This window comes from Actinomyces succiniciruminis, from assembly GCF_900002405.1.
Taxonomy (GTDB): domain Bacteria; phylum Actinomycetota; class Actinomycetes; order Actinomycetales; family Actinomycetaceae; genus Actinomyces; species Actinomyces succiniciruminis.
Window position 1 is genome coordinate 17,968 of sequence record NZ_LK995525.1, and the last position, 24,639, is coordinate 42,606.

General features: G+C 70.1%; 23 protein-coding genes, 1 pseudogene and 1 riboswitch. Of the genes and pseudogenes, 9 read left to right on the forward strand and 15 right to left on the reverse strand.

Annotated features, from left to right (window positions below):
- From BN1056_RS10255 to holA, 4 genes and pseudogenes are all read left to right on the forward strand, one after another.
- Positions 1 to 224: pseudogene (locus BN1056_RS10255) on the forward strand (DegV family protein); the annotation flags it as partial.
- A gap of 103 nt (positions 225 to 327) precedes the next feature.
- Positions 328 to 1,098 carry a helix-hairpin-helix domain-containing protein gene (locus tag BN1056_RS10260; RefSeq protein ID WP_244671648.1) on the forward strand — a complete coding sequence of 257 codons (771 nt, stop codon included), beginning with the start codon at positions 328 to 330 and terminating at the stop codon, positions 1,096 to 1,098.
- An 11-nt stretch (positions 1,099 to 1,109) separates the two neighbouring features.
- Positions 1,110 to 2,831: a ComEC/Rec2 family competence protein gene (locus BN1056_RS10265; protein ID WP_244671649.1), complete on the forward strand. Its 1,722-nt coding sequence runs from the start codon at positions 1,110 to 1,112 to the stop codon at positions 2,829 to 2,831.
- 3 nt (positions 2,832 to 2,834) lie between these two features.
- Positions 2,835 to 3,869 carry a DNA polymerase III subunit delta gene (holA, locus tag BN1056_RS10270; RefSeq protein ID WP_210580930.1) on the forward strand — a complete coding sequence of 345 codons (1,035 nt, stop codon included), beginning with the start codon at positions 2,835 to 2,837 and terminating at the stop codon, positions 3,867 to 3,869.
- A 37-nt stretch (positions 3,870 to 3,906) separates the two neighbouring features.
- Here the strand turns inward: holA and ribH are convergent, their stop codons facing one another.
- The 7 genes from ribH to BN1056_RS10305 form a co-directional block, all read right to left on the reverse strand.
- Positions 3,907 to 4,383, reverse strand: a complete 477-nt coding sequence (gene ribH, locus BN1056_RS10275) for a 6,7-dimethyl-8-ribityllumazine synthase (RefSeq protein WP_210580932.1) — start codon at positions 4,381 to 4,383, stop codon at positions 3,907 to 3,909.
- Positions 4,380 to 5,771, reverse strand: a complete 1,392-nt coding sequence (locus BN1056_RS10280) for a bifunctional 3,4-dihydroxy-2-butanone-4-phosphate synthase/GTP cyclohydrolase II (RefSeq protein ID WP_210581018.1) — start codon at positions 5,769 to 5,771, stop codon at positions 4,380 to 4,382. Before BN1056_RS10280 ends, ribH begins: the two co-directional genes overlap by 4 nt.
- 23 nt (positions 5,772 to 5,794) lie before the next feature.
- On the reverse strand, positions 5,795 to 6,439 hold the full coding sequence (locus tag BN1056_RS10285; RefSeq protein ID WP_210580933.1) for a riboflavin synthase: 645 nt from the start codon (positions 6,437 to 6,439) through the stop codon (positions 5,795 to 5,797).
- Positions 6,439 to 7,560 carry a bifunctional diaminohydroxyphosphoribosylaminopyrimidine deaminase/5-amino-6-(5-phosphoribosylamino)uracil reductase RibD gene (ribD, locus tag BN1056_RS10290; RefSeq protein WP_210580935.1) on the reverse strand — a complete coding sequence of 374 codons (1,122 nt, stop codon included), beginning with the start codon at positions 7,558 to 7,560 and terminating at the stop codon, positions 6,439 to 6,441. The genes BN1056_RS10285 and ribD overlap by 1 nt, the downstream gene beginning before the upstream one ends.
- 82 nt (positions 7,561 to 7,642) lie before the next feature.
- Positions 7,643 to 7,771, reverse strand: a riboswitch (FMN riboswitch).
- A gap of 79 nt (positions 7,772 to 7,850) precedes the next feature.
- Entirely contained in the window at positions 7,851 to 9,338 is a 1,488-nt protein-coding gene (locus BN1056_RS10295) for a DUF1846 domain-containing protein (protein ID WP_210580937.1), read from the reverse strand.
- A gap of 169 nt (positions 9,339 to 9,507) precedes the next feature.
- Entirely contained in the window at positions 9,508 to 9,768 is a 261-nt protein-coding gene (gene rpsT / locus BN1056_RS10300) for a 30S ribosomal protein S20 (RefSeq protein ID WP_073328083.1), read from the reverse strand.
- A 228-nt stretch (positions 9,769 to 9,996) separates the two neighbouring features.
- Positions 9,997 to 10,617: a type II toxin-antitoxin system PemK/MazF family toxin gene (locus BN1056_RS10305; RefSeq protein WP_210580939.1), complete on the reverse strand. Its 621-nt coding sequence runs from the start codon at positions 10,615 to 10,617 to the stop codon at positions 9,997 to 9,999.
- Between the two features lie 178 nt (positions 10,618 to 10,795).
- Between BN1056_RS10305 and BN1056_RS10310 the strand changes: the two genes are divergently transcribed.
- The 3 genes from BN1056_RS10310 to BN1056_RS10320 all read left to right on the forward strand — a co-directional run bounded on the left by BN1056_RS10310 (position 10,796) and on the right by BN1056_RS10320 (position 12,990).
- Complete coding sequence (locus BN1056_RS10310; RefSeq protein WP_210580941.1) at positions 10,796 to 11,182, forward strand: GntR family transcriptional regulator; 387 nt, start codon at positions 10,796 to 10,798, stop codon at positions 11,180 to 11,182.
- Positions 11,183 to 12,070, forward strand: coding sequence for an ATP-binding cassette domain-containing protein (locus BN1056_RS10315; RefSeq protein ID WP_210580943.1), 888 nt, complete (start codon positions 11,183 to 11,185; stop codon positions 12,068 to 12,070).
- A 743-nt stretch (positions 12,071 to 12,813) separates the two neighbouring features.
- Positions 12,814 to 12,990: a hypothetical protein gene (locus BN1056_RS10320; RefSeq protein ID WP_210580945.1), complete on the forward strand. Its 177-nt coding sequence runs from the start codon at positions 12,814 to 12,816 to the stop codon at positions 12,988 to 12,990.
- A 66-nt stretch (positions 12,991 to 13,056) separates the two neighbouring features.
- On the opposite strand, the gene BN1056_RS10325 is transcribed toward BN1056_RS10320, so the two are convergent.
- Genes BN1056_RS10325 through BN1056_RS10335 form a run of 3 tightly spaced genes read right to left on the reverse strand, consistent with a single transcriptional unit; the run spans position 13,057 to position 15,751 of the window.
- Positions 13,057 to 13,887: an ABC transporter permease gene (locus BN1056_RS10325; RefSeq protein ID WP_210580947.1), complete on the reverse strand. Its 831-nt coding sequence runs from the start codon at positions 13,885 to 13,887 to the stop codon at positions 13,057 to 13,059.
- A gap of 5 nt (positions 13,888 to 13,892) precedes the next feature.
- Positions 13,893 to 14,729, reverse strand: a complete 837-nt coding sequence (locus BN1056_RS10330) for an ABC transporter permease (RefSeq protein WP_244671651.1) — start codon at positions 14,727 to 14,729, stop codon at positions 13,893 to 13,895.
- Positions 14,729 to 15,751 carry an ABC transporter ATP-binding protein gene (locus BN1056_RS10335; RefSeq protein WP_244671652.1) on the reverse strand — a complete coding sequence of 341 codons (1,023 nt, stop codon included), beginning with the start codon at positions 15,749 to 15,751 and terminating at the stop codon, positions 14,729 to 14,731. Before BN1056_RS10335 ends, BN1056_RS10330 begins: the two co-directional genes overlap by 1 nt.
- A gap of 290 nt (positions 15,752 to 16,041) precedes the next feature.
- On the opposite strand from BN1056_RS10335, the gene BN1056_RS10340 reads away from it, so the two are divergent.
- Both BN1056_RS10340 and BN1056_RS10345 read left to right on the forward strand, forming a co-directional pair.
- Positions 16,042 to 17,286 (forward strand): sensor histidine kinase, encoded by a 1,245-nt coding sequence (locus BN1056_RS10340; protein ID WP_244671656.1) that lies wholly within the window; start codon positions 16,042 to 16,044, stop codon positions 17,284 to 17,286.
- 5 nt (positions 17,287 to 17,291) lie between these two features.
- Positions 17,292 to 17,975, forward strand: coding sequence for a response regulator (locus BN1056_RS10345; RefSeq protein ID WP_210581022.1), 684 nt, complete (start codon positions 17,292 to 17,294; stop codon positions 17,973 to 17,975).
- Positions 17,976 to 18,074: 99 nt separating this feature from the next.
- Here BN1056_RS10345 and BN1056_RS10350 read toward each other — a convergent pair whose 3' ends face one another.
- From BN1056_RS10350 to trpD, 5 genes are all read right to left on the reverse strand, one after another.
- Positions 18,075 to 19,280 (reverse strand): YeiH family protein, encoded by a 1,206-nt coding sequence (locus tag BN1056_RS10350; protein WP_210580951.1) that lies wholly within the window; start codon positions 19,278 to 19,280, stop codon positions 18,075 to 18,077.
- Positions 19,280 to 19,477 (reverse strand): hypothetical protein, encoded by a 198-nt coding sequence (locus tag BN1056_RS10355; RefSeq protein ID WP_210580953.1) that lies wholly within the window; start codon positions 19,475 to 19,477, stop codon positions 19,280 to 19,282. The genes BN1056_RS10350 and BN1056_RS10355 overlap by 1 nt, the downstream gene beginning before the upstream one ends.
- A 903-nt stretch (positions 19,478 to 20,380) precedes the next feature.
- On the reverse strand, positions 20,381 to 21,250 hold the full coding sequence (trpA, locus tag BN1056_RS10360) for a tryptophan synthase subunit alpha (RefSeq protein ID WP_210580955.1): 870 nt from the start codon (positions 21,248 to 21,250) through the stop codon (positions 20,381 to 20,383).
- A 1-nt stretch (position 21,251) separates the two neighbouring features.
- On the reverse strand, positions 21,252 to 23,531 hold the full coding sequence (trpB, locus tag BN1056_RS10365; RefSeq protein WP_210580957.1) for a tryptophan synthase subunit beta: 2,280 nt from the start codon (positions 23,529 to 23,531) through the stop codon (positions 21,252 to 21,254).
- Entirely contained in the window at positions 23,528 to 24,610 is a 1,083-nt protein-coding gene (gene trpD / locus BN1056_RS10370; RefSeq protein WP_108967524.1) for an anthranilate phosphoribosyltransferase, read from the reverse strand. Before trpD ends, trpB begins: the two co-directional genes overlap by 4 nt.
- Positions 24,611 to 24,639 lie beyond the last annotated feature (29 nt).

Below are 24,639 nucleotides of genomic sequence, written 5' to 3' on the forward strand. Positions count from 1 at the left end.
CCGGCCCGCGGCCACCCGCCGCGCCGGTGCGACTGGCCGTTCACTACGGCGACGATCCGGCCGACGGACGCGCCCTGGAGAACGATCTGGCAGATGCCATGGTCGAGGCCGGAGCCGTCGTCGAGTCCATCATGCGTTCACCCGCCGACCCGGCCAGCCGCGTCCACCTGGGCCCCGGCGCCCTGGGCATCGTCGTCGCCCCGCACCTGGAGCCGCCGCGCTAGTACACGCGCCGCCAGGGTCCACAGGCACCGTTCGCCGCACCCACCGCCGACGCCGTCCACAGTCCCAAAGACGGGGCGACCCCAGTCGCCCTACCGTCGGCGCATGAGCGGCAAACGGGTGGCGGACCGGGTGGGCAAACGCCCCCTGGCGGACTTCGTGCGCATCGCCTGCTCCACCGACCCGATCGAACCGGTGCGGCGCCCGCGGCGACTCGCCCTCGCCCCCAGGGCCGCCATCGGCATCGGCGTCGCCCTGGTGACACTGGCACTCGTTCTCGCCCTGCGCACGGTGCTGGTCGCCCCCAAGCCCCAGAGCCGCGAGGCCGCCACCACTTCGGCTGCCCCCGCGGCGACCGTCCCGGCTACCGATCCACTGGGAACCGTCGCGCCGGCCGGCGCTGAGGCGGGTGGGGAGGTGGTGGTGCACGTCGCCGGCGCCGTCACCAGCCCCGGCGTGGTCGTGCTGCCAGCGGGTGCCCGCGTCGTCGACGCGATCGCCGCCGCGGACGGCGCCCTGCCCGACGCGGACACCGACCAGCTCAACCTCGCCCGCATCCTCTCCGACGGCGAGCAGGTGCGTGTGCCGCACCAGGGAGAGGACGCCTCCAACTGGAACCTGGACGACGCCACCGCGGCGGGAACGAGCGCCGCGGGGAATGGCGGCGGCGCCGAAGCCACCGGCGGCCGCGTCAACATCAACACCGCCACCGCCGCCGAACTGGAAGGCCTGACCGGCATCGGGCCCGCCCTGGCCCAGCGCATCGTCGACTACCGCGCCGAACACGGCCCCTTCACCGCCGTCTCCGAACTCACCGACGTCTCCGGTATCGGCGCCGCCAAGCTCGAGGCACTCCGAGACGAGGCGACCGTATGAACAGCGATCGCATGAGCGCCAGGCCGGCCGGCGCGCGTCGGCACCGCGCCCACCGCAGCGAGACCGCGCCCTGGGACGATCCCGCCACCCTGCGCCGCCTGTCCCCGAACCGGCGTGCGCGGCACGCCATCAGCGACAGTGCCCCACCGCCACTCGACCTGCGGCTGGCCCCCGCCGCGGTCGCTGCCTGGGCCGGCGCCTTCTGGGCGATCGGCCTCGGCGGAGAACGGCCCTGGCTGCCTGCGGCGGTGGGGGCGGCCGGTGCCGTGCTGGCAGCAATCCCCCTGGCCGCGGCCGGTGCCCGCTTCCGTCCTCCCCGGCACCGCCGCGACCCCAGGCCCGGCGCCAACGCCCCCGACGGCTCCGCGATCGGATCGGTGTCCGCCTCACTGCTCGTACTGGTGCTGGCGGTCGCAGCGGTGCTCGCGGCCACCGCGGCCGGCTCCTGGGCTCGCAGCCGCGATCCACTCACCCTTGCCGCCGCGCAGGAGCGCACCGTCATCCTGACCGGCACGGTCACCCGTACGCCGCGCGCCACCGCCACCGCACGCTGGACGACCGTCTTGACCACGCTCGCCGTCGACACCGTCGACGGCGCCCCCTCTCGCCTTACGGCAACCGTCCTGGGAGACGCCGACTGGTTGAAGGTGCCCATGGGCGCACCGGTGCGCGTACAGGCGCGGCTGCGCCCCGCTGACCCCGGCGGCGCCGAGGCCGCCATCATCGGCGCCAACGCCGCAGTGACCACCACCGGCCCCGCTACCGGGGTGCTCGGCACCGTCGCCTCCCTGCGTGACGGGCTCATCACCGCCGTCGGGGCGGAGCCCGCCCGGACGAACCCCGGGAGCGGGACCCGGATGACCTGGCCGCCCGGCGCCCGCGCCCTCGTGCCCGGCGTCGCCCTCGGGGATGACCATGCGCTGCCCACCGAGGTGCGCGAGGACATGCGCACCGTGTCCATGACCCACTTGACGGCGGTCTCCGGTGAGCACGTAGCCATCGTCCTGGGCCTGGCGCTGACCGGACTGGGCATCCTGCCCCGGTGGGCGCGTGCCGGCGTCGGCGCCCTGGTCCTGGTCGGGCTGGTGGTGCTGGTGCGTCCGGACGGCTCCGTGCTGCGGGCGGCCACCATGGGCGCGGTCATGCTGCTGGGCGTGGCGGCGGGAAGACGCTCCGCCTCTCTGCCCGCCCTGTGCACCGGGGTGATCGTCCTGCTGCTGGTCGACCCGTGGCAGGCCCGCGACTACGGCTTCGCCCTGTCCGTGCTGGCCACCGCCGGCATCCTGCTTGGCGCCGCCCCGCTGACCACCGCCCTGTCCCGCCGCCTGCCGCGCCCGCTGGCCGCCGGCCTGGCGCTGCCGGTGGTCGCACAACTCGCCTGCGCCCCGGTGCTGGTACTCCTGCGTCCGAGCGTCGGTATCTGGTCGGTGGCGGCCAATGTGCTCGCCGCCCCGCCCGTGCCCGTAGCCACCGTCTGCGGCATCCTCGCCGCCCTGGTGGCGCCGTGGTGGCCGCAGGCCGCAGCGGTGATCGCGTGGCCGGCGACGGCCTCTTGCGCCTGGCTGGCGCTGGTGGCCCGGGTGTGCGCCCGCCTTCCGGGCGCTGCGCTCGCCTGGCCGGGGCAGTTGGGCGGGGCGCTGTTGCTGGCCGGCATAGAGGCGGCGGCGATCGCGGCCCTGTATCGGCGTGGCCGGCGGCGCGAACATGGCACCGGCCGCCGTGGCAGGCTATGAGCCATGGCAACCTCCCGAACCTCCCGCGGCAGCCGCCGCGCCCCCGCCGGACCCGCCTGGGACGAGGTCGAGCTCGCGCCGATCGTGCTGATCCGGGCGGGGGAGGAGCTGCTCGCCGACCGGGCCGTATCGCGGCTCGAGGCCCAGGCGCGCCGACGGGACCCGGCCACCGAGGTCACCACCGTCCAGGCCGCCACCTACGAGGCCCACCAGCTGGACACGCTGGTGTCGCCATCCCTGTTCGGCGAGCCCAAGCTCGTGCTCATACCCGCCCTGGAGCAGATGACCGACGCGCTGCTGACGGACCTGCTCGCCTACGTGCCCGCGCCCGCCCCGGATGTCACCGTGATCCTGCGGCACAACGGCGGCCAGCGCGGCAAGAGGCTACTGGACGCGCTCGCCAAGTCCCCCTACCCGGTCTGCACGATCCAGGCCGTGAAGTCTCCCAAGGACAAGGCCGCCCTGGTGAGCGCGGACGTACGGCGGGCCGGGCGCCGCATGGAGCCCGACGCCGTCGGGGCGCTGGTTGACGCGCTCGGAAACGACCTGCGGGAACTGTGTGCGGCCGCCGAGCAACTCATATCCGACACGCAGGGCACCATCACCGTTGACATCGTCAACACCTACTACGCCGGTCGCTTCGAGGCCACCGGCTTCACCGTCGCCGACGCCGCCGCGGCCGGGAACGTCGCCCAGGCCGTCACCGCCCTGCGGCACGCCCTGGCCACCGGCACCGACCCGGTGCCCATCGTCGCCGCCCTGGCCATGAAGATCCGCCAACTCGCCCGGGTCGCCGCCATGGGTGGTCGCCGTGGCATGACCGCTCGCGACCTGGGCATGGCGCCGTGGCAGGCAGACCGCGCCCGCCGCGAGCTGGCCGGCTGGTCCGACGACGCCCTCGCCGTGGCGATCCAGGCGGTAGCCCGCGCCGACGCCGAGGTCAAGGGCGCCTCCCGCGACCCCGTCTACGCCGTCGAGCGGGCCGTTATCACCATCTGCGACGCCCGCCGCGGAAGAGTGCCGGGGCGCTCCTCCTAGCGCCGGACCCAACGCCGGGTGGCGGGCCGCCCGCTGCTCAGGACTGCGCGATGGCGGCCAGAGTCAGCGCGGTGCGCATTGCCGCGCACGCCGCCTCGTAACCCTTGTCCTCGTCAGAGCCGGGGCCACCGCAGCGGGCGAGCGCCTGGGCCTCGTCGTCGCAGGTGAGCAGGCCGAAACCCACCGGCACCTCCGTGTCGAGGGCAACCCTGCTCAGCCCGTCGGTGGCGGCTCGGCACACGTAGTCGAAGTGCGGAGTGCCGCCGCGGATGACCACCCCCAGTGCCACGACGGCATCGGCCCCGCCTCGCGCCGCGGCGGCGGCGAGGATCGGCAACTCGAAGGAGCCGACGGCCCGCACAACGTCCGCCCGCGCTCCGGCGTCCTCGATAGCGCGCAGGGCCCCCGCGAGCAGACCGTCCATGACCTGCTCGTGCCACTGGGCGGCGACAACCGTCACCTTCATTCCATGCGCGCGCGGTGCACTCTGCTCCGGTGCCCCGGTTCCACTCATCGTGCTGCTCCTTCGGTCTCGTTGATGCTGCTGTTGCCGGTGCGGTCGCCGCTGTCGTCCAGCGCCGGTCGGTCACTGGAGGCCGTCTCCTCGGAGGGCGGTGCAGCCGACGGGGGAGGTGTCCCGCCGGCGTCGAGCCCCGTGAACAGGTGCCCCATGCGATCACGTTTGGTACGCAGGTAGGTGAGGTTCTCCCCGTTGGCGAAGGTCGGCGTCGCCCGCCGGGCCGACACGCTCACCCCGTAGCGCTCCAGGCCCGCGACCTTGTCCGGGTTGTTCGTCATGAGCTCGACCGAGCGCACGCCGAGGAATCTCAGCACCTGGGCGGCGGTGGCATAGCTGCGCGCATCGGCCGGCAGCCCCAGTGCGACGTTGGCGTCGAGGGTGTCCATGCCCTCCTCCTGGAGCGCGTAGGCGCGCAGCTTGTCGATGAGCCCGATGCCGCGCCCCTCATGATCGGAGGCATAGACGAGCACGCCGCGTCCGCGGGCGCTGATCGTCTCCATGGCGGCGCGCAGCTGCGGCCCGCAGTCGCAGCGCAGGGAGGAGAGGACGTCGCCGGTCAGGCAGGCGGAATGCACCCTGGTGAGGACGTCCTCGCCGTCGCCGATGCTGCCGCACACGAGCGCGAGGTACTCGGCGCCGTCGACCCGGCTGCGCAGGGCATGAGCGGTGAACTCTCCGTGGGCGGTGGGCAGGTGCGCCGTGACGACCTCCTCGACGAGCTCCTCGTGCAGCCACCGGAAGTGTTCGAGCTCGCCTACCGAGATCATGGGTATGGAGTGCGCGTCGGCCATCTGGCGCAGCTCGTGGCGGCGCGCCATGGTTCCGTCGTCGTTGACGACCTCGACGAGGACCCCGACCGGGCGGTGACCGGACAGGCGCATGAGGTCGATGGCGGCCTCGGTGTGCCCGCGGCGCGCAAGAATCCCTCCCCGGCGGGCGCGCAGCGGGAAGACGTGGCCGGGGTGGACGAGGTCGGTCGGTACGGAGTCCGGGTCTGCCAGGACGCGGATGGTGCGTGCCCGGTCGGCGGCGCTCACGCCGGTCGTAACCCCGTTGCGGGCGTCTGCGCTCAGCGTGAAGGCCGTTCGCTTGGGGTCGGTATTGCGCTCAGTCATCATGGGGATGTCCAGGCGTTCGAGCTCCTCTGCGGTCGTGGGCACGCAGATGATTCCCGTTGAGTGGCGGACGGCGAAGGCCAGTTGCTCGGCGGTGGCCGTCTGTGCCGGGAAAATGAGGTCCCCCTCGTTCTCCCGGGCCTCGTCGTCGACGACGATCACCATGCGGCCTGCGCGGAGCGCGCCGAGGGCCTGCTCGACGGTGTCGAAGCGGATGCCGGCAGACGTGTCCGCGGGACCGGCAGTCGGATCGTCCCGGTGCTCCATGGGGCGGGTGCTGTCGGGCATGCTCACGCCTTCTCCCGATCCGACCCGGCGGCGAGGAGCCGTTCGACGTACTTCGACATGACATCGACTTCCAGGTTCACCCGATCGCCCGGCGCTCTGATGCCGAGGGTCGTGCGGCGCAGAGTCTCTGGAATGAGGCCGACGGTGAAGGACGGCCCGCCCCGGTCCGGGGCCTTGCCATTCCCGGTACCGTCGTCGACCTCGACCACGGTCAGGGAGACCCCGTCGAGGGCGACGGAGCCCTTGCCGGTGACGTAGCGGGCGAGATGCCGGGGCAGGCCGAGGCGCACGAGGTCCCAGTGCTCCCTGTGCCGGCGGTCAAGGATGTTGACGGTTGCGTCGACATGTCCCTGGACGACGTGCCCGCCCAGGCGGTCACCCGCGCGCAGCGCCCGTTCGAGGTTGACGTGGTGGTCGGGGGCCAGGTCGCCCAGGTTGGTACGGGCGAGCGTCTCCGCCATGAGGTCCGCGGTGAAGGCGCCGTCGTGCAGTTCGGTGACGGTCAGGCAGCAGCCGTTGACGGCGATGGAGTCGCCCTCCCGCGCGTCCCGGGTGACCGTCGGCGCATCGACCGTGAGCCGGGCGGAGTCCGCCATGGTCTCGAGCCGGACGACCCGTCCGAGCTCCTCAACGATTCCCGTGAACATCAGTGATTCTCCTCAGCGTGTTGTGGGGTAGTGGGTGTAGTCATGGATGAGGGGACGGTTGTGGTGGCGCGGTCTGTGCCGCCGAGATCACCGGTCACGCGGATCGCAGGATCGCCGCCCGCGTCTAGAACCTCGACGTGAACCTGCCCGAGGCGCAGGATGTCGGCGATCGTCGACACTCCGAAGTCAGCTGTGGCGGCGGGCCCGGCGCCGAGCAGCGCGGGGGCGATGTAGGCGACCACCTCGTCGATTACGCCCGCGCGCAGGAAGGCGGCCGCGAGGGTGGGGCCGCCCTCCAGGAGGACGTGGCGGATCTCGCGGGCCGCGAGGGCGGCGAGTACGGCGTGCGGGTCGCGCTCCGACAGCAGGAGGTGATTGTCGTCGGCGAGCACCTGCGCGGTCGGTGGGACGGGACGCGAGCCGACGACGACGCGCAGCGGCTGGAGTCGGGCCGGAGCCGGCTCGCCCGCGTCGTCACGGATGGTGAGTGCCGGGTCGTCGGCGAGTACGGTGCCGGTGCCCACCATGATGGCATCACAGTCGCGGCGCAGGCGGTGTGCGTCGTGTCGGGCCGCCGGAGGGGTGATCCAACGGCTTGTCGCATCGGCAGCGGCGATGCGGCCGTCGAGGGTCGCCGCGAGCTTCCAGGTCACCATGGGACGGCCGGTCCTGACGGCGAAGAGCCAGGGGCGCATGAGCCGTGCGGCCTGCTCGGCGCACAGGCCGCGCTGGACGCGGACCCCGGCGGCTGCGAGGGCGGCCGCACCGCCCCGAGCCTGCGCGGTGGGATCGTCCAGGGCGTAGACGACCTTGGCGACCCCCGCGTCGAGGAGTGCCTGAGAGCAGGGGCCGGTGCGGCCCTGGTGATTACAGGGCTCAAGCGTGACGACAGCGGTGGTGCCGCGCGCGCTGAACCCCGACGCCGTCAGGTTCTTCAGGGCATCGACCTCGGCGTGGGCGGTGCCGGCGCCGCGGTGGTGGCCCTCGGCCAGGACGTCTCCCGTGCGGGAGAGAATGACGCAACCGACCCGGGGATTGGGACCGGCGGGGACGTCGGGGGAGGCGGCTGCGTCGAGGGCGCGGTGCATCGCGGCCGTCTCCGCAATCGAGAACGCGGTCATGTGGTCCTCTCCCTCGGGTGCACTGGGGGAGAGGACGCGCGGGCGCGTCGGCCAACGGCCACATGACGCGACACCACGTGTCCCGTGTGCGCTTCCCATCCGGACTTTTACCGTCGGTCCAGGAGTTCCACCTGGTCAGCCGACCGCAGAAGCGGACGGGTCGCGGACTGTCACCGCCGGTTCGGACTTACACCGACCCCAGAGCACACGAGAATGTCTCGTTGCGGCGAATATACCGAGACATGGCGATTGAAACCAGCGGTTTCGGTGGGGAGAGGGAACAGGCCGTGCTACTTCTTGCGATATAGGGACTTCGTGGCGAAGACCGGCTCGTTGGTCACCTGAATCCCCAGGGAGCGGAAGATGCCCTCGTCCACCGGTCCCAGGATGGTCGAGGTGTGCACGTCGCAGCCGCGCAGGCTGCCCAGCTCGTCCAGTGCGCGGGCGGCGTTGGCATCCCCGTTGGCTGACACCGCCAGCGCGATCAGTACCTCGTCGGTGTGTAGGCGCGGGTTGCGGCTGCCCAGGTGGCGGGTCTTGAGCGTCTGGATCGGTTCGATCGACTCCTTGGCGAGCAAGTCGACCGTCGGGTCTATGCCGGCCAGGCGCTTGAGGGCGTTGAGCAGCATGGCGGAGGAGCATCCCAGCAGCGGAGAGGTCTTGCCCAGCTCGATGGATCCGTCAGGCAGCTCAATGGCCGCGGCCGGCGCATCGGTCGCAGCGGCCAACTCCAATGCCGGTTTGACGACGGGACGGTCCTCCTTGGCAATGCCGAGCTTGCTCATCAGCAGGGCGATCCGCCCGGACTGGACCGGCTCGAGCATGTCCCGCTTCTCCGCCACCAGTGCCTTGTAGTAGCGGCGGATCACCTCCTGTTTGGAGGCCTCCCGGCACACGTCGTCGTCGCTGATGCAGTAGCCGGCCATGTTCACCCCCATGTCGGTGGGGGAGGCGTACGGGGAGCTGCCCATGATCTGCTCGAACAGGCGCGAGAGCACCGGGAACACTTCGACGTCGCGGTTGTAGTTGACGGTCTGCACGCCGTGGGCGGCCAGGTGGTAGGGGTCGATCATGTTCACGTCGTCAAGGTCGGCGGTGGCGGCCTCGTAGGCGATGTTGACCGGGTGGTCCAGCGGCAGATTCCAGATGGGGAAGGTCTCGAACTTGGCGTAGCCGGAGGAGATGCCGCGCACGTGGTCGTGGTAGATCTGCGACAGGCAGGTGGCCATCTTTCCCGATCCCGGCCCCGGCGCGGTGACCACCACCAGGTCGCGGGACGTCTTGATGTACTCATTGCGCCCGTACCCCTGGTCGGAGACGATGCGCGCCACGTCGTTGGGGTAACCGGGGATCGGGAAGTGGCGGTAGACGGTGATGCCGAGCTTCTCCAGTTTGCGCTTGAACTCGGCGGCCTGCTGGTTGTCGTCGGTCCACTGGGTGATCACCACGCTGCCCACATACAGCCCGTAGTCGCGGAAGGCATCCACATGGCGGAGTACCTCGTCCTCGTAGGAGGTGCCGTGGTCGGCGCGGATCTTGTGGCGGGCGAAGTCCTTGGCGTTGACGGCGACGATGATCTCCACGTCGTCGGCCAACTCGGCGAGCATCACGATCTTGTTGTCGGGGGTGAAACCGGGCAGGACGCGGGAGGCGTGCATGTCGTCAATGAGCTTGCCGCCGAACTCCAGGTAGAGCTTGCCGCCGAACTGGGCCCGGCGTTGTGCGATTCGCTCGGACTGCAGTTTGAGGTATTTGTCCCGGTCGAACCCGATGCGCATGCGTTCTCCTCACGGTCGCCTGAATGTGCGGCCGGGCGGGAGGGCGCCGGCCTGAGGAATCGTAACGCCGTCGGAGCGGGCCACGAGCTCAGGTCCGGAAGACGGAAACCAGGAAGGGCGCCTCCCAGTTGGGAGACGCCCTTCCAGACGCATTCGTGCGCGCGCCGGGTCACATGGCGTTGACGCGCTTGGCCAGCTTCGACTTGCGGTTGCGGGCCTGGTTGCGGTGAATGACGCCCTTGGAGACGGCCTTGTCCAGCTTGCGGCAGGCCTTGCGCAGGTGCTCCTCGGCGGCCTGCTTGTCGCCGGCCTCGACGGCCTCGCGCGTCCGGCGCACGTAGGTCTTGAGCTCGGACTTGACGGACTTGTTGCGCAGGCGGGCCTTCTCGTTGGTCTTGATGCGCTTGATCTGAGACTTGATGTTCGCCACTGTGAGTGAAGCTTTCTGGTGTCTGAATGGTCAATGGCCGGAGAGAGGGTTGGCGCCGCGGGCGGACTTGAGGTGGTGGAAGCACCCGGCAGGCCCGATCGCCGGACCCCGAAGCCGGCCAGGCCAGAGGTCCAAGCGCACTTTAGCACCGGATACACCGGCAATACTCGGTCGAATACCGGCCGACGACGTGAAGTGCGTCGCGCCGCAGCCACCCGTGGCGGGTGATCAGGACCAGTGCGCCCGCAGAGCGGTAACGACGCCGTCGAAGGTTGACCGCTTCATGGTGGCGCCCTCGCGGCGCACCACATCCGGCTCGACGAGCAGCAGGCGGTCCAGGCGCACCTCGCTGGGGCGGCCCTTGGAGTCCCAGGGCCCGGTGCCGACGTCGTGCCAGTAGCGACCCCAGCGGGCCTCCTGGGCGGCGTCAAGGTCGTGGTCCTTGCTGGTCAACTGGGCGGCGACGAGCCGCTTGCCGTGGTGGGCCAGGACGAGCACGGGACGGTCCTTGCCCTGGGTGGCGTCCTCCTCGAAGGGCACCCAGGTCCACACCACCTCGCCGGGATCGGCGTCGCCGTCGGGATCGGGGGAGTAGGTGAAGTCCGGAAGTCCCAGGGAGGCGACGTCGTAGACCCCGACGCCGTCGTGCGCGCCCGTGCGGGGGCTGTGTGCCGGCGTCCGGGAGGCGGCACCCGCGGGCACGCCCTCCCGCTTCGTCTCAGGCCGGGACGAGCTGCGCTTGCGCGACTTCTCCCGGGTGCTCAGCTCCTCCTCGAGGGCGTCGGTTACGGTCCGTTTGGCGCTGGAGGTAAGAATCCGGGCGATCCGCTTGAGCAGTGGGGATGGCATGAGCCGACCCTACCGGCACGCATATGAGTCCGGGGCTTTTCTGGTCGGTAGGCGCGGGGAAGTCGCCACGATGCCCGCGTCAGAGAACCGTTGGGGCTCGGAGCGTAGCGAGACGGTTTGACACCCCTATGGTCATATGGTTCAGTAGTTGTGTAATGAACCGGCGAGGGGGTGTTCTGTGGAGCTTGATTCGACCACGCCGATCTACAAGCAGATAGCTGACGACATTCGCCACCAGATCCTCATTAGGGCGCTGACTGACGGGGATCGGGTGATGTCGACCACACAGTACGCCACCAGCTACCGGATCAACCCAGCCACTGCTGCCAAGGCGTTCGCTCAGCTGATCGAGGAAGGGCTTCTCGTCAAGCGCCGAGGCCTTGGCATGTTCGTAGCTGAAGGCGCCCGTGACCGTCTGATCGCCGCCGAGTACACCGGATTCATTGATCAGACCTTCTCCGCGGTCGTCCGTCAGGCGTTTGCACTCGGTATCGACGCGAACACCCTCATCGAACACATCCGCGCCATTTCTGCCGAAGGCGCAACGGACCAGACCAAGGAGTGAATGATGATACACATCGACTCCCTCACCCACACGTACCGGGGTTCGAAGGCTGCCGCCCTCGACAACGTCTCCATGGACATCGCCGAGGGCTCGATCACCGGAGTGCTCGGCCCCAACGGATCCGGCAAAACCACGCTATTCCACGCTCTTGTCGGTTACCTCGAGCCGGCCTCTGGCGCCATCATCATCGATGGTCAGGAAACATCGCGAGACCAACGGATCGCCCTGGGGGTATATGCCGGCAACTACGCGGATCCCGCTAGTGTTTCTACTAAGTCCTTGCTGCGTCTGGCCAGTTGTCGGCCCACCTGGGATGAGGGCAGATTCGCCCGGCTCAGTGATCGTTTCCAACTCGAGCTCGGCGGCAGTCTCGGCAAACGCTCTCAGGGTGAGCGCTCGCTCTTCGTGACGGCGATTGCTTTGGCCTGCGGCGCTCCGATCACAATGCTCGATGAGCCCACCGACGCGCTCGACGTTCCTACACGCATGGCGTTGACGGAGGAGATCATTCGCGCTTCGGCCGATGCTGCGGAGGCGGGGGCTCCGCGTACGTTATTGGTTGCCAGCCATCTGGTATCCGAGCTGGAGTCCCTGATTGAGAACGTCATCGTCCTCGCTGAGGGCAGGGTCGTCTGTGTGGATACCGCTGAGCACCTTCGTGCCTACGCGCTGGCGCTTGTCGGTCGGCCCGAGGTGATCCATCGGATCCTCGATGCCGACGCCGAGTCCCGCGTCCTCTCCGAGCGCCAACTCGGTCGCTTTGCTCGGATCGTCGCGACGGGGCTCACCGATGCCTGTCTGGAAGCCCTCGCCGCCGCCGACGTCGAGGTTCAGCCTCTGTCGTTCCAGGACAGTTTCGTATCACTCATAGACCACAACATGGCCTGATGACCTGCGCTGTCATGGTGTTGCGCGGCTGCGGTCGAGCAGCGGACAAATCGTGGTTGGCTCGGCGTTGTCGGGCTTGCGGCCGGGGCATTTGTCCCCCAGGTCCCCTTAGGTTCACCTAATTCCCAGATCAACTTAGGAGTATTCACATGACTATTGTTCCTCCTGGCTCAGGCCGTAGCGTTCTTGCAGATCAGGGGCTGCGGAGCAACTTGCTGCCGTTGCTCAAATATGCTCTCAGTGAGACGTGGTGGCTATGGCTTATGGCCGGCATTGGAACGTTGTGCAGCGGATTGTTCAATTATATGGTCCCGGCGTTGACCAATGGGGCTACTAGGCCCCTGGACGGTTTTGCTTTCGCGGCGAATTCAACTTGGTTCTTTGGGTGGATGCTCCTGCTGTTCGTGAACGGTATGCTGCAGGCCACGTCTGCGATACCGCGCATGTCGTTGGCGGGGGTCGGACTTAGTAGGATCCGTATCGTGCACGCCCTGAGCACCCTGATCACTGTTGCTGGAGCGCTTATAGTCTGGGCCATCGGCTTCCTGATCCTGCCGACTCAGCTGCATTTCACAGGCGGGATAACACTTGACTCGTTGAAGCTGGGTCCCGTGAGTGGGTGGACCTCCGGCACTTGGTGGCAGGTTCTCATTATGGCGTTCGTTTGGACCGTGTTCGCCGCTTTCGGGCAGGCAGTGGGACATGCGTACAGGCGAGGCCCTCGGCTCACGCTAGTGGTGGCCATGACATATGCAGTAATTCTCATGGCATGCGTCGGAGCCCTCATTCTCTTCCTCACGGACGGCGGCAGTGTTATCACCCTGGTCCTGTGCTTGGCTGCGCTGTCGTCGATCCTGCCGACGGCATGGGTGCTGGCGGGGGCGGGGCCGATCCGCTTCGCGCAGGTGGGGCGTGACTGACCCGCTGACGATGGCGCCACTGGTTGGTCTGCCCCGCTTCCTTGAACGACCGGCCAACCCATCCGGTCAGACCCGAGGCGTTGCAGAACCTGCCATGCGTGCCAGCAGCGTCCAGAAGACTGCGCCGCCCGCCACGGCCCAGGCCAGGACCGGACCGATGCCGGCCCAGTCCAGGCCGCCGGCGTCGGTGAGGGCGTTCGAGCCGAGCGTCAGCGCCCGCGTTACCAGCGAGTACGGCCACAGCCCCGCCACTGCCCGCGACTGGTAGGCCACGGCAATGCCGATGACCGTTCCCGCCAGCCCCAGGGCCACGGGAGCGGCGAAGGACCGCATCCGCATCGACAACAGGGACTGCAAGCCAACCAGCGGCACCGCTGCCACCACCGCCAGCAGTGCCGAGACCGCGAAGCCGACGGGCAGGCCCCCACCCAGGTGCAGGAACACAATGCCGGACAGCCAGGTGAGTGCGATCAGCAGCAACTGCATGGCGGCCACCGGCATCAGGATCACCCCCGTCTTCGCCAGGGCGACCGCGGCTGGAGAGTGCGGTGTCGTGGCCATGTAGTTCCAAGACGAACCCCGATGCTCCGGGCGCCACGCCGCCGCCAGCAGCAGGGCGACCGCGATCGAGAAGAAGAACAGGCCGTAGAACAGGGTGACTTGGCCGGCGAAGGTCTCCCAAGTAGGCGCCAGCACCTCCTGATTCATTGCGAAGTTGACCGATCCGGAGATGACGGTGAGCACCGGCAGTACCGCCACGACCCACCACACCAGGGACCTGCGCAGCTTGAGGGCCTCCACGGTCAGCAGGGCCGGCCAGGTGCCTTTTTTGGCGGTCGGCGTCTGGGTAACCGAAATGGGGGCGGGAGTGCCGCGTGAAACACTGGTTGCAGGCATGGGTCTCACCTTTCGATGCGGTCGAGGCGGGAAGTGATTGCGTAGAAACAGGCGGTGGCCAGCCCCAGAAATCCGGCTATCCAGCCCAGGGGTGGGCGGGCGACCATGAGGTCGCCGGGGCCGCCCTGGGAGATGGGGCAGATCATTGCCCAGTACCCCCACGGCAGCAGCCGCGCGAGCCAGGCCGGGGCGAGGAACATGTACACGCCGATGAAGGCACCCACCAGCCCGAGGCCCACACACGCAAGCTGGTTGTCGAGCACGGCCGCGAGCAGAACGTGCAGCGCGCACATGGCCAGGTCGACGCCGATCAACAGGGTGGTGTATCCGGCCCACATCCCGATTGACAGCGGCACGGTGGCACCGGCGGCGCAGGCCGCGACTATCAGTGCCAGCGTCTGCAACGCGAGCACCGGCACCAGCATGAGTGCCAGGGCGGCGAACTTGGCCCGACACAGCCGCCCGGGCGTCAGGCCGGCCGTTGCAGACAGGTACCAGCCGCCGGACGCGTGCTCAATGTCGGTCAGACGGCTGGCCAGCACCGCCACCAGAATCGGTGAGAACAGGGCATTGACCAGCGCATACTGCAGCAGGATCCCCTCCCACGGGTGGGCTGCCGGATCGGCCAGGCCCGCCCGGGAGGACGCGGACAGTGGCGCGGCGAACGCCACTGCGGTCACGCCCAGTACGATCACGATCGGCATGGTGCGTAGGCGCCGCAGCTTGGCCAGTTCCAGTCGCACGGCGACGCGGAAGGACCCGCCCGAGCGCAGCGGCGGTGCGTAACCACTGTAGCCGCGGCGCCCGCGGGAGGACCTGGCGACTGTCGGCTGTGTACCCATCACAGCGCCCCCGCTCCGCCGGTCAGGTTCATGAAGACGTCCTCCAGGCTTTGGGGCTCACGTCGCAGCTCATACACGGGGACCTCCGCGGCTACCAGCCGCCGCACCAGCTCGGCGGCGGCCCCGGGAGACAGGCCGGGAATTCGTACACCGGCTTCGGTCACGGCCACCGCCGTGGGCGGCTCCGGCGTAGGCCGGTTACCTGCGGCACCGTCCAGTCCGGCCAGCATCGTCGGGGTGAGGTCCTGGGGGCGGGGCGTGACCAGGAGCAGGTCCGGCACCGAACGGCGCATGAGCTCGGCACGCGTGCCCTGGAAGACGAGCCTGCCGGCCGACAGGATGCCGAGCACGCTCGCCATGCGGTCGATCTCGTCGAGCAGGTGACTGGAGACCATCACCGTCACGCCCTCACCCGCCAACGACACCAGCAGATTGCGCACCTCCTCGATGCCGGCCGGGTCAAGGCCGTTGGTCGGCTCATCCAGGATGAGCAGCTCCGGCTGCCGGGCCAGCGCCATGGCGATGCCCAGACGCTGCTTCATGCCCATTGAGTAGGTCTTCACCAGGCGGTCCCGATGGCCGGTCAAACGCACCAGGTCAAGGGCCCGGTTCACCTGGGCGTCGCTGAGCCCGAGCATGCGCTGCACCAGGCGCATGTTCTCAGCGCCGGTCAGGTGCCCGTAGCCGGGCGGCTGCTCGATCATGGAGCCGGTGCGCGCCATGAGCCCGCCGCGACTGCGCCGATCCAGCGGGACGCCGAACAGGTTCACACTTCCAGACGTCGGTGTCAGCAGGCCGAGCAACAGCTTCATGGTTGTGGACTTGCCGGAGCCATTGGGGCCCAGGAAGCCGTAGACGACGCCGCGGGGAATGACCAGGTCGAGGTGGTCGACAGCGGTGCGGGCGGCTGCGCCCCTGCCGAAGGTCTTGGTCAGGGCACTGGTGGTGACGACGGCGTCCGGGAACCGCGTTGCGGCCTCGCCCCCGGTGGGTCCGGGGCGGGTGAGGGTGACTGTGTTCATGCCTTGCAGCATTCCCGCGCCCGCGGTCGTCGGCATCGGGCCCGGGGCGGAAGTTCGGGCGCTCTCGGTCGCCGGACTCATACTCGGGTATGAAGACCCGGCTCGCGCCGTGCCGCTACCGTCGCATACCGGATAGCGCTCCGCGGAGGGCGGGCCCCTTACACAGGTGGGGAGAGGCGGGGATGAGGATGCGCGACGGCGAGGCGGCGGGGCGTGGCCGGCGGGCGCCGGCCGTGCCGGACAGCGGTGTGCGGCGGTGGCCGCCAAGGGGGCGTCCGGGTGTGGCCGACATGCTGCTGGCCGTCTCCCTGGCCTATGTGTGCGCATGGAATCCGCCCATGATCACGGAGCAGCCGGCCGGCGCTCTGCGCAACGCACTCGTCGACTCCGGTGCCTACATCATCATCCTCGCCGTGTGCTGCGTGGCCATCGCGCTGCGCCGCCTCGCCCCGACCGTCGCCGTCGTCGCCGTCGGAGTGGCGCTTGCCGCTCACGTACTGATCTTTGACGGGCTCTCCATCCTCGCCATCGTCGCCTGCCTGGTGGCGGTGGAGACCTGCACGAGTCGTGTCCCGCGCCCCCACGCCTGGCCGCTGGCGGCCCTGGGGTACCTCGGTGGCGCGGTCGGCGCCCTGCGCGCGGACAAGCTGATCGACCCGCCCACCCCGGGCGCCGAGCTGATCGTCCTCGCGGTGAGCTGGGCGTTCATCACCGTCGCCTTCCTGACCGGCCTGCTGCGCCGACGCGCTCGCGAGCGGATCGAGCAGGCCCTGGAGCGGGCAGAGGTACTGGCCGCCCAGCAGGAGGCCGAACGACGTCTGGCCGTGGTGGCCGAGAGGCAGCGCATCGCCCGGGACGTGCACGACCTGCTGGGGCACTCGCTGTCCGTCATCGGCATGCAGGCCGAGGGCGCCCGGGCCGTCCTGGCTACCAATCCCGCGGCCGCCGCCGAGGCGCTGGCGGTGATCGGGCGGACGAGCCGGCGCTCCGTCTCCGAAGTACACGCACTGGTCGACATGCTGCGCGCCGACGTCGACGAATCCCCCATGGCCCGGCCCTCGCCGCAGTCGGACGGGAGCGCGGCACCGGCCGGCTCGAGTCCGGGCCTCGACGACGTGCCACGGCTCGTTACGGGTGCGCGGCGGGCGGGCCTGCCGCTCACCCTCGACCTGCGCTGCGACGCCGAGCCGCCGGCCCCGGTGGGGGAGGCGGCGTACCGCTGCATACAGGAGGCCCTGACCAACGTGATGCGCCATGCCGCATCCGCGCCGACCAAGGTCCGGGTGCGGGGCGAGGACGGCGGAGTCGATATCGTCGTCGAGAATGCGGAGCCCATATCGGCCGGAGGCGGTGCCGCAGGCGCGCTGGACGACGACACCCGGCGGGGAACGGGGCTGCAGACCATGCGCGAACGAGTGGTGGCGCTCAACGGCCGGTTGTGGGCCGGGGAGCGGTCGGAGGGCGGCTGGCGCGTGCACGTCACCCTGCCGGCGCCGCCGCACCTCACCCAGGCGCAGCCGGGACAGGCCGCATGAACGGCATCATCAGGGTCGCGCTGGTGGACGACGAGCCGCTGTTCACCGCGGGGCTGGCCATGCTGCTGGGGGCGCAGCCGGACATCGAGGTCGCCTGGCAGGCCGGCGACGGTGGCCAGGCGCTGCGGTGTGCACAGAGCGATCCCGTGGACGTGATCCTGCTGGATGTGCAGATGCCGGGCCTTGACGGCCTGGCCACGACCCGCCGCCTGATTGAGGCGGGAGCCCAGGGCCGCATCGTCATACTCACCACCTTCGACACCGACGGCTACGTCATGGGTGCCATCGAGGCCGGCGCGGCCGGGTTCCTGTTGAAGAATACGGCCCCGGAGCGGCTGATCGAGGCGGTGCGCACCGTCCATGGCGGCGACTCGGTCATCTCGCCCGGACCGACGCGGCGGTTGTTGACCGCCGTACGCGCCGGCCAGGTGGAGCAAACCCGGCCCCAGCCGCCGCCGCTGCCCGGTGGGCTCACCGAGCGGGAGACGGAGGTACTCGCGCTGGTGGCCCGGGGGCTGACCAACCAGGAGATCTGCGACCGGCTGTGGCTGTCCATGGCGACGGTGAAGACGCACATCTCCCACCTGTTGGCCAAGACCGGGGCGCGCGACCGGGTGCAGCTGGTGCTGCTGGCGCTGCGCACCGGCGTCGTCGAGCTAGATGAGCTGCTGATCGAGACAGAGGCGTGAGCCAGTCCTGAGACAGCTCCGGCACGCGATGGGGCCTCGGGGAGGTCGCGCAGGCCGTCCTGATCTGCGTCGGCGGCTGCGGCCGAGCCGCCGACGGGCTTAGAACAGTCCTCCGAAGACCCAGCCGAACAGTGCCTGGGCGTAGAGCAGGCCGGCCACCAGGTTGCAGACTGTGCCGGCGAGGAACACCAGCACGGGCTTCCAGCCGGCCTCCCGCAGGGCACTGACCCGGAACTCCAGGCCGATCGACACGAAGGCCAGTGTGAAGAACAGGGTCTGGAGCGCCTTGGCGGAGGCCAGACCGGTGCTCAACCAGCTGCTCTCGTCCGCGACCAGGCCGGGCGCGGCGGCGGCAATGGCGGAGACCAGCACCGACGCGGCGATGAAGCCGAGAACGAACTTCGGGAAGCGCTGCCAGACCTCGCGCCAACCGGGGCGGGTAGCAGAGGCGGCGGTGCCGTCGGCGTCACGGCGGTCCACGCGCAGGGTGAACCAGAGGGACAGGCCCACGGCAACGAAGCCGATGAGAGCGTTCTGCGTCATCTTCACAATCGCGGCGAACTCGAGCACGTCCTCGCCGGCGACGGCCCCCGCGGCGGTGACCGCCGCCGTGGTGTCGATGTTTCCGCCGATCCAGGCCCCCGCCACCGGCGCGGACAGTCCCAGGAGGGCGGCGAGCCACGGCAGCAGGAAGATGCTCGGCAGGGCGAAGACCACGACGAGCCCGGCCGTGTAGGCGAGCTGCTCGCGCTTGGCGTTGACGGCACCTGCCGCCGCCACGGCGGCCGAGACCCCGCAGATCGACAGGGCCGTGGCCAACAGGGCCTTGAGGTGCGGTTCGACGCGCAGCAGGCCGGCGATCCACCAGGTGAACAGGAAGACCGTGGAGATCATGAGCAGGGCCTGAATGATCGCCGGCGCCGCCGCGGAGACGATTACGTTGATATTGACGGTCGACCCCAGGAGTACGAGCCCCGTCTTGATGAAGAACTCGGTGCGGAACGCCGCCGAGAGGCGGTCGATGATGCCGAGCGCCGACAGGAGGGCATTGGCGACGAATCCCAGGGCGATGGCGTAGACGGGGAACTCGATCGAACCGGCGATTCCGCCGAGCCAGGTCCCCTCGCTCCAGAGGGGGACGTGACTGTCCAGGTAGTCGACGGCGGCGGCCAGGCCGACGACGACGATGAGGCCGAACAGCGTCCAGCCCGGGGAGGCGGCCTCCGGGCGGGCGTCCGGGGCGGGCTCGGCGCCGGGGCCGGCAGCAGTGGGTGTGGGCGTGTTGACGCGGGCGGGAGCACTCATCACAACCACCCCGAGATGCTCGGGATGACGCCAAGCAGGGCCAGAACGAGCAGGCCGAGTCCGGTGATGGTGGCCACCCAGTCCTCGCTCAGGGAGAACTTTCCGTCCCCATCGGGCGGGATGACGGTGGTGGGTGGGACGTCCACGTGGCCGTCCGCGGCCTTGGTATTGCGGCCCGTGTTACTGGTAGGGGGCATGGGCAGACCTTTCGGGTACTGCTGCGTACACGTCAGGACCTGCCCCGACAAGTGGGGCCCGTTAGAGGGACAGACACAGGAGGAGTCGTCGGCAGGCACCTGCCGACGCAGCTCGTGTCAAGGGAAGGGCGTGTCAGTCGGCAGCGGTGATGCGGATACCGCGACACATACACATCTCGGCCACGCCGAAACGGCCGCCGGCTGCGCCGATGACCGAACGGAGCGGGAGAGTACTGAACACGGCTCGGACCATAGGACAGGGCGGAGCCGACAATCCAGGCCCGTCCGCATGGCGAACTGCGGTGATTCTCGGCACGCAACTGGCTGTTTGTGTTTGTGGGTGCGGTGGTTCGGGCGCGGCTGGTGGTGTGGTGGTCGTGTTCGGGGCCCTGTTCGACGTGAACCGGCCCGCCAGGCGGTCGGGTTCGCGTGTGGGAGGTCGTGTTCGGGCCGCCGAGGTCGTATTCGGCCGATCAGAGGACGTCGTCGGGCCGCCGTGGGGTGGACGGTTCGTGTGTTCCTGTGACGGTTCGTCACCTAGCAGCAACGGTTCGGCATGAACCACGACGGTTCGTACACCTACCCCACGAACCGTCGTCGGATGTGCCGAACCGTCGACCGCAACGTACGAACCGTCAATGGAACGCACGAACCGTCGACCGCAACGTACGAACCGTCAACGGAACGCACGAACCGTCAGGCGAAGGCGTGAACGTTGACCCGAACGCACGAGCCGTCGTGCCTGGCCCACCGTGCTCCAACGCGCACCCCCACCAATCGCGCCACGCGCCACGCAACCGGCACGCGTGCGCCAACGACCCCCGGCGAACCAACGCCCATCAGCTCACCACACCCGCAAGCGCGAAGAGCCACGTAACTTCTACCGATCTCGGCACGTAACTTTTACCGATCTCGGCGGGTGGCGGCCTTCATGGTGGCGACGAAGTCGCGCAGCTCGGTCTGCAAGGCCTGAACCGCAGCGGCGTACTCGGGGGAGTCCTCGCCGGACTCCTGCGCCAGGCGGGCCAGCGTCGGCACGTGGGACTCGATGATCTTCACGGTCGCCGATCCGGAGATGGCCCCGTCGGCGCCCGCGGCAATCGCCTCGGCAACCTGCTCGGGGCCGGAGATGCCGAAGCCCAGCATCACTGGTGCGGCCGCATCCTGCCGCAGCCGCGCCACCGACTGCGCCAGGCCCACGGTGGAGGAGGCGCGCTCGGTCCCGGTCACCCCGGCCCGGGAGACCGCGTACACGTAGCCGCGGGAGGCCTTGGCCACCGCGTCGAGGGTCTGGGCGGTCGCCGACGGCGGGGCGATGTACACGGCGTCAATCCCGGCGGCCTCGGCGGCGGCGGAGAACTCCGCCGACTCGCGCACCGGCACGTCCGGCAGCAGCACCGAGTCGATGCCGGCAGCGGCGCAGCGGGCGTAGAACTCCTCCAGGCCGATCGCGAAGGGCACATTGCCGTAGATGAGCATGCCGATGGGCAGCTGAGGGTGGCGTGCACGCACGCGCGCCACCACGTCCAGACAGTCGGTGAAGCTCACCCCGGCGTTCAGCGCGCGCAGGTGTGCGCGTTGGATCGTCGGCCCGTCGGCCACCGGGTCGGAGAAGGGCGTGCCCAGCTCCAGGGCATCAGCACCGCCGTCGATCAGCGCCTCGATAATCGCCTCCGAGGCTGCGGGGGTGGGGTCGCCGACCATGACGAAGGGCACGAAGGCACCCTCACCGGCGTCGGCCAGGCGGGAGAACATGGCGGGATAACGGCTCATCTCAGGCCTCCTCAGACTGGTGAGTCGGCGCTGCCGACTCTGCGTTCGCCCCGGCACGTGCCAGCGACAGGTACTCGGTGCGCTTGCCCATCTGCTCCACCATGGCGGCGGCCCGGGCGACGGCGGAATCCTCGGAGAAGCTGCCGCCCAGGCGCATGCGCACCTGCTCCAGGTCCTTGTCCCCGCGCCCGGATAGGCACACCAGCAGGTGCGGCGTGGGGGCGTCGGGCGGAGTCTCGCGGGCGATCTTGAGGGCCTGTGCGAGCGCGTGGGCGGACTCCAGGGCCGGGATGATGCCCTCCCAGCGGCTCAGCAGGCGGAAGGCCTCCACCGCCTCGTCGTCGGTGATCGCAACGTACCGGGCCCGCCCGGAATCGGCCAGCCAGGCGTGCTCGGGCCCGACGCCGGGGTAGTCCAGCCCCGCCGACACGGAGAAGGACTCCCGTACCTGCCCCTCCGGGGTGCGCATCAGGTAGCTGCGTGCCCCGTGCAGGATGCCGGTGGTGCCGTTGTTGATCGGGGCGCCGTTGCGGGGCGTGTCCAGCCCCTCGCCGGCCGGCTCCACGCCGATCAGGCCGACGCCGACGTCGTCGATGAACTCGGAGAACATGCCGATCGCGTTCGAGCCGCCGCCCACGCAGGCGATCACCTGATCGGGCAGGCGCCCGGTCAGGGCCAGGATCTGGGCGCGCGCCTCAAGGGAGATGCAGCGGTGGTACTCGTGCACGATCGTGGGGAAGGGGTGCGCGCCTGCGGCCGTGCCCAGCAGGTAGTGGGTGGTGGCGAAGGAGGCGGTCCAGTCGCGCAGGGCCTCGTTGACGGCGTCCTTCAGGGTGCCGGCGCCGCTGGCCACGGGCACCACCCGCGCCCCCATCAGCTCCATGCGCTCCACATTGGCGGCCTGCCGCACCACATCGGTGGCGCCCATGTATATGGTGCAGTCCAGGCCCAGCAGCGCGCACACCATCGCGGTGGCGGTGCCGTGCTGGCCGGCGCCCGTCTCGGCGATGATGCGGGTCTTGCCCATGCGCCTGGCCAGTAGCGCCTGCCCCAGCACCTGGTTGCCCTTGTGGGCGCCGCCGTGCACCAGGTCCTCCCGCTTGAGGAAGATGCGGGCGTTGCCCTCGCGGGGCAGGTTGTGCAGCTCCGTCACCGGGGTCGGGCGCCCCAGGTAGCGGCGCATGAGCTCGTCCAGCTCGGCGGCGAAGGATGGGTCCGCCTGGGCATCGATGTAGGCATCCTCCAACTGATCCAGGGCGGGGATCAGCAGCTCCGGCACGTACTGGCCGCCGTAGGGGCCGAAGTAGGCGCTCAACCGCGGGTGCGTGTGGTCGGCGTGCTCCCGCTGCGCCCGGGCGGCATCCGCCCCGGCCACCCGTTCAGCGGGTTGGGCGGCGTCGCGTGCCTGACCGCGTTCGGGCACCGGCACGGCGGTGGCCAGCACCTCGGCCACCACGCCCGGGTCGGGCGCCGCCGACAGGGCCGAGCCGATCAGCAGGGCATCCACCTGCCCGGCCAGGCGCCGCACGTCGTCGGCCGTCTCCACCCCGGACTCGCCCACCAGCACCACGCCGGACGGCGCCAGCGGTGCCATCTGCTCCGTGCGGGAGATGTCGGTGGCCAGGGTGCGCAGGTCGCGGTTGTTGATGCCGATCACCTGCGCCCCCAGGGCGGCGGCCCGGTGCATCTCCGCGGGCGTGGACACCTCCGTGAGCACCTCCATGCCCAGCGAGTGCGCCAGCTCCGCCAGCTCGGCGTAGACGTCGTCCGGCACCACCGAGAGCATCAGCAGGATCGCGTCCGCCCCCAGGCTGCGGGCGGCCAGCACCTGCACGGGGTCCACGATGAAGTCCTTGCACAGCACCGGCACGTCCACCGCGCCGCGCACGGCGGCCAGGTCCTCGAAGGAGCCGTTGAAGCGGTCCGGCTCGGTCAGCACGGACACCGCCGCCGCCCACGGCGCGTAGGCGCGCGCCAGCGCGGCCGGGTCGTAGCTGGAGCGAATCGTGCCGCGTGAGGGGGAGGCGGACTTGCACTCCATGATCAGGGCGGGCCGCGGGCTCGCGTGATCGCCGCTGCGGGTGCGCAGGGCGTCGGCGAAGGAGCGCCGGGAGGGCTCCAGCTGCTCGGCGCGCAGGTGCCCGAAGCGGGCGCGCAGTTCGGGCAGGCGCTCGCGCCGTGCGGCCACGATCGCATCCAGTACGGTGCCGGTGGCGATCAGCCGCTCGTCCACCGGACGGCGCTGAGGCCGGGCACCGCCGGCGTTGGGGGCGCCGCTCATCGGGCCTCACCCTCCGCGGCGGCCTTGGTCATGGAGTCCAGGTGCTCGGCGACCCGGCCGCTGGCCAACTGGTCCAGGGCCATCCGGGTGCCGTCGGCCAGGTTGTCTGCCGGACCGGCCAGGTACAGCAAGGCGCCGGCGTTGACGGCGATCGCGTCGCGGTGGGCGGGTTCGCCCCGACCGGCGAAGACCTCCCGCAGCAGGGCGGCGTTCTCCTCCGGCTCGCCGCCCAGCACGTCGGCAAGATCGTAGGTGGACACCCCCAGCTCCTCGGGGGTGACCTCGTAGGCCTTGACCCCGCGCGGGGTGGCCTCCCGCACCTGGGTGGTGCCGTGCACGGCGATCTCATCGGTGCCCGCGCCGTGCACGATCAGGGCGCGCTTGCGGCCCAGCTTGACCATGGTCTCGGCGATCATGTCCAGGATGTCCGGGTCGGCCACCCCCATCAGCTGGTAGGTCAGGTGGGCGGGGTTGAGCAGGGGGCCCAGCACGTTGAAGATCGTCGGGGTCGCCAGGGCCTTGCGGATCGGGGCCACGTGCCGCATGGCCGGGTGGTATGCCTGGGCGAACAGGAAGGTGAAGTGGTCACGGGCCAGGATCTCAACGGCACGCTCCGGAGCCACGTCCAGGGGCAGGCCCAGGGCGGCGACGACATCGGCGGCGCCGGTCTTGGAGGACACGGCCCGATTGCCGTGCTTGGCGACGGATACGCCCATGGAGGCGGCCACGATGCCCGCGCCGGTGGAGATGTTGATGGTGCCCACGCCGTCGCCGCCGGTGCCGACGACGTCCACCAGCGGGAAGGTGACCTCGGGGAAGGGACGGGCGGCGTCGCGGAAGGCGCTCGCGGCGCCGGCCACCTCATCGGCGGTTTCGCCGCGGGCGTGCAGGGCGGCCAGTAGGGCGGCGGTCTCGGCCTCGGACAGGTCTCCGGCGCCGAGCGCGGCGAAGACGATGCCGGTCTCATCCTGGGTCAGGCGCCGGCCCTGGATGACGCCGCGCAGCAGGCGGTGCGCGTCCTCGGCGTCGGCCACCGCGGGGGTATGCATGGCGTTGTTCTCAGCGGGTGCGGGGGTCATGGTGTGCTCCTAAAACAAACAATGGGGTT

Excerpts from the sequence above, each read along its gene's own strand:
- BN1056_RS10330 (WP_244671651.1), bottom strand. The coding sequence starts at position 14,729 with ATGGGTACACAGCCGACAGTCGCCAGGTCCTCCCGCGGGCGCCGCGGC.
- BN1056_RS10315 (WP_210580943.1), top strand. The coding sequence starts at position 11,183 with ATGATGATACACATCGACTCCCTCACCCACACGTACCGGGGTTCGAAG.
- BN1056_RS10295 (WP_210580937.1), bottom strand. The coding sequence starts at position 9,338 with ATGCGCATCGGGTTCGACCGGGACAAATACCTCAAACTGCAGTCCGAG.
- BN1056_RS10350 (WP_210580951.1), bottom strand. The coding sequence starts at position 19,280 with ATGAGTGCTCCCGCCCGCGTCAACACGCCCACACCCACTGCTGCCGGC.
- trpB (WP_210580957.1), bottom strand. The coding sequence starts at position 23,531 with ATGAGCGGCGCCCCCAACGCCGGCGGTGCCCGGCCTCAGCGCCGTCCG.
- BN1056_RS10280 (WP_210581018.1), bottom strand. The coding sequence starts at position 5,771 with ATGGAGCACCGGGACGATCCGACTGCCGGTCCCGCGGACACGTCTGCC.
- BN1056_RS10355 (WP_210580953.1), bottom strand. The coding sequence starts at position 19,477 with ATGCCCCCTACCAGTAACACGGGCCGCAATACCAAGGCCGCGGACGGC.
- ribH (WP_210580932.1), bottom strand. The coding sequence starts at position 4,383 with ATGAGTGGAACCGGGGCACCGGAGCAGAGTGCACCGCGCGCGCATGGA.
- BN1056_RS10340 (WP_244671656.1), top strand. The coding sequence starts at position 16,042 with ATGCTGCTGGCCGTCTCCCTGGCCTATGTGTGCGCATGGAATCCGCCC.
- BN1056_RS10265 (WP_244671649.1), top strand. The coding sequence starts at position 1,110 with ATGAGCGCCAGGCCGGCCGGCGCGCGTCGGCACCGCGCCCACCGCAGC.
- holA (WP_210580930.1), top strand. The coding sequence starts at position 2,835 with ATGGCAACCTCCCGAACCTCCCGCGGCAGCCGCCGCGCCCCCGCCGGA.
- trpD (WP_108967524.1), bottom strand. The coding sequence starts at position 24,610 with ATGACCCCCGCACCCGCTGAGAACAACGCCATGCATACCCCCGCGGTG.
- BN1056_RS10335 (WP_244671652.1), bottom strand. The coding sequence starts at position 15,751 with ATGAACACAGTCACCCTCACCCGCCCCGGACCCACCGGGGGCGAGGCC.
- ribD (WP_210580935.1), bottom strand. The coding sequence starts at position 7,560 with ATGACCGCGTTCTCGATTGCGGAGACGGCCGCGATGCACCGCGCCCTC.
- BN1056_RS10325 (WP_210580947.1), bottom strand. The coding sequence starts at position 13,887 with ATGCCTGCAACCAGTGTTTCACGCGGCACTCCCGCCCCCATTTCGGTT.
- BN1056_RS10305 (WP_210580939.1), bottom strand. The coding sequence starts at position 10,617 with ATGCCATCCCCACTGCTCAAGCGGATCGCCCGGATTCTTACCTCCAGC.
- BN1056_RS10285 (WP_210580933.1), bottom strand. The coding sequence starts at position 6,439 with ATGTTCACGGGAATCGTTGAGGAGCTCGGACGGGTCGTCCGGCTCGAG.
- BN1056_RS10260 (WP_244671648.1), top strand. The coding sequence starts at position 328 with ATGAGCGGCAAACGGGTGGCGGACCGGGTGGGCAAACGCCCCCTGGCG.
- trpA (WP_210580955.1), bottom strand. The coding sequence starts at position 21,250 with ATGAGCCGTTATCCCGCCATGTTCTCCCGCCTGGCCGACGCCGGTGAG.
- BN1056_RS10320 (WP_210580945.1), top strand. The coding sequence starts at position 12,814 with ATGACATATGCAGTAATTCTCATGGCATGCGTCGGAGCCCTCATTCTC.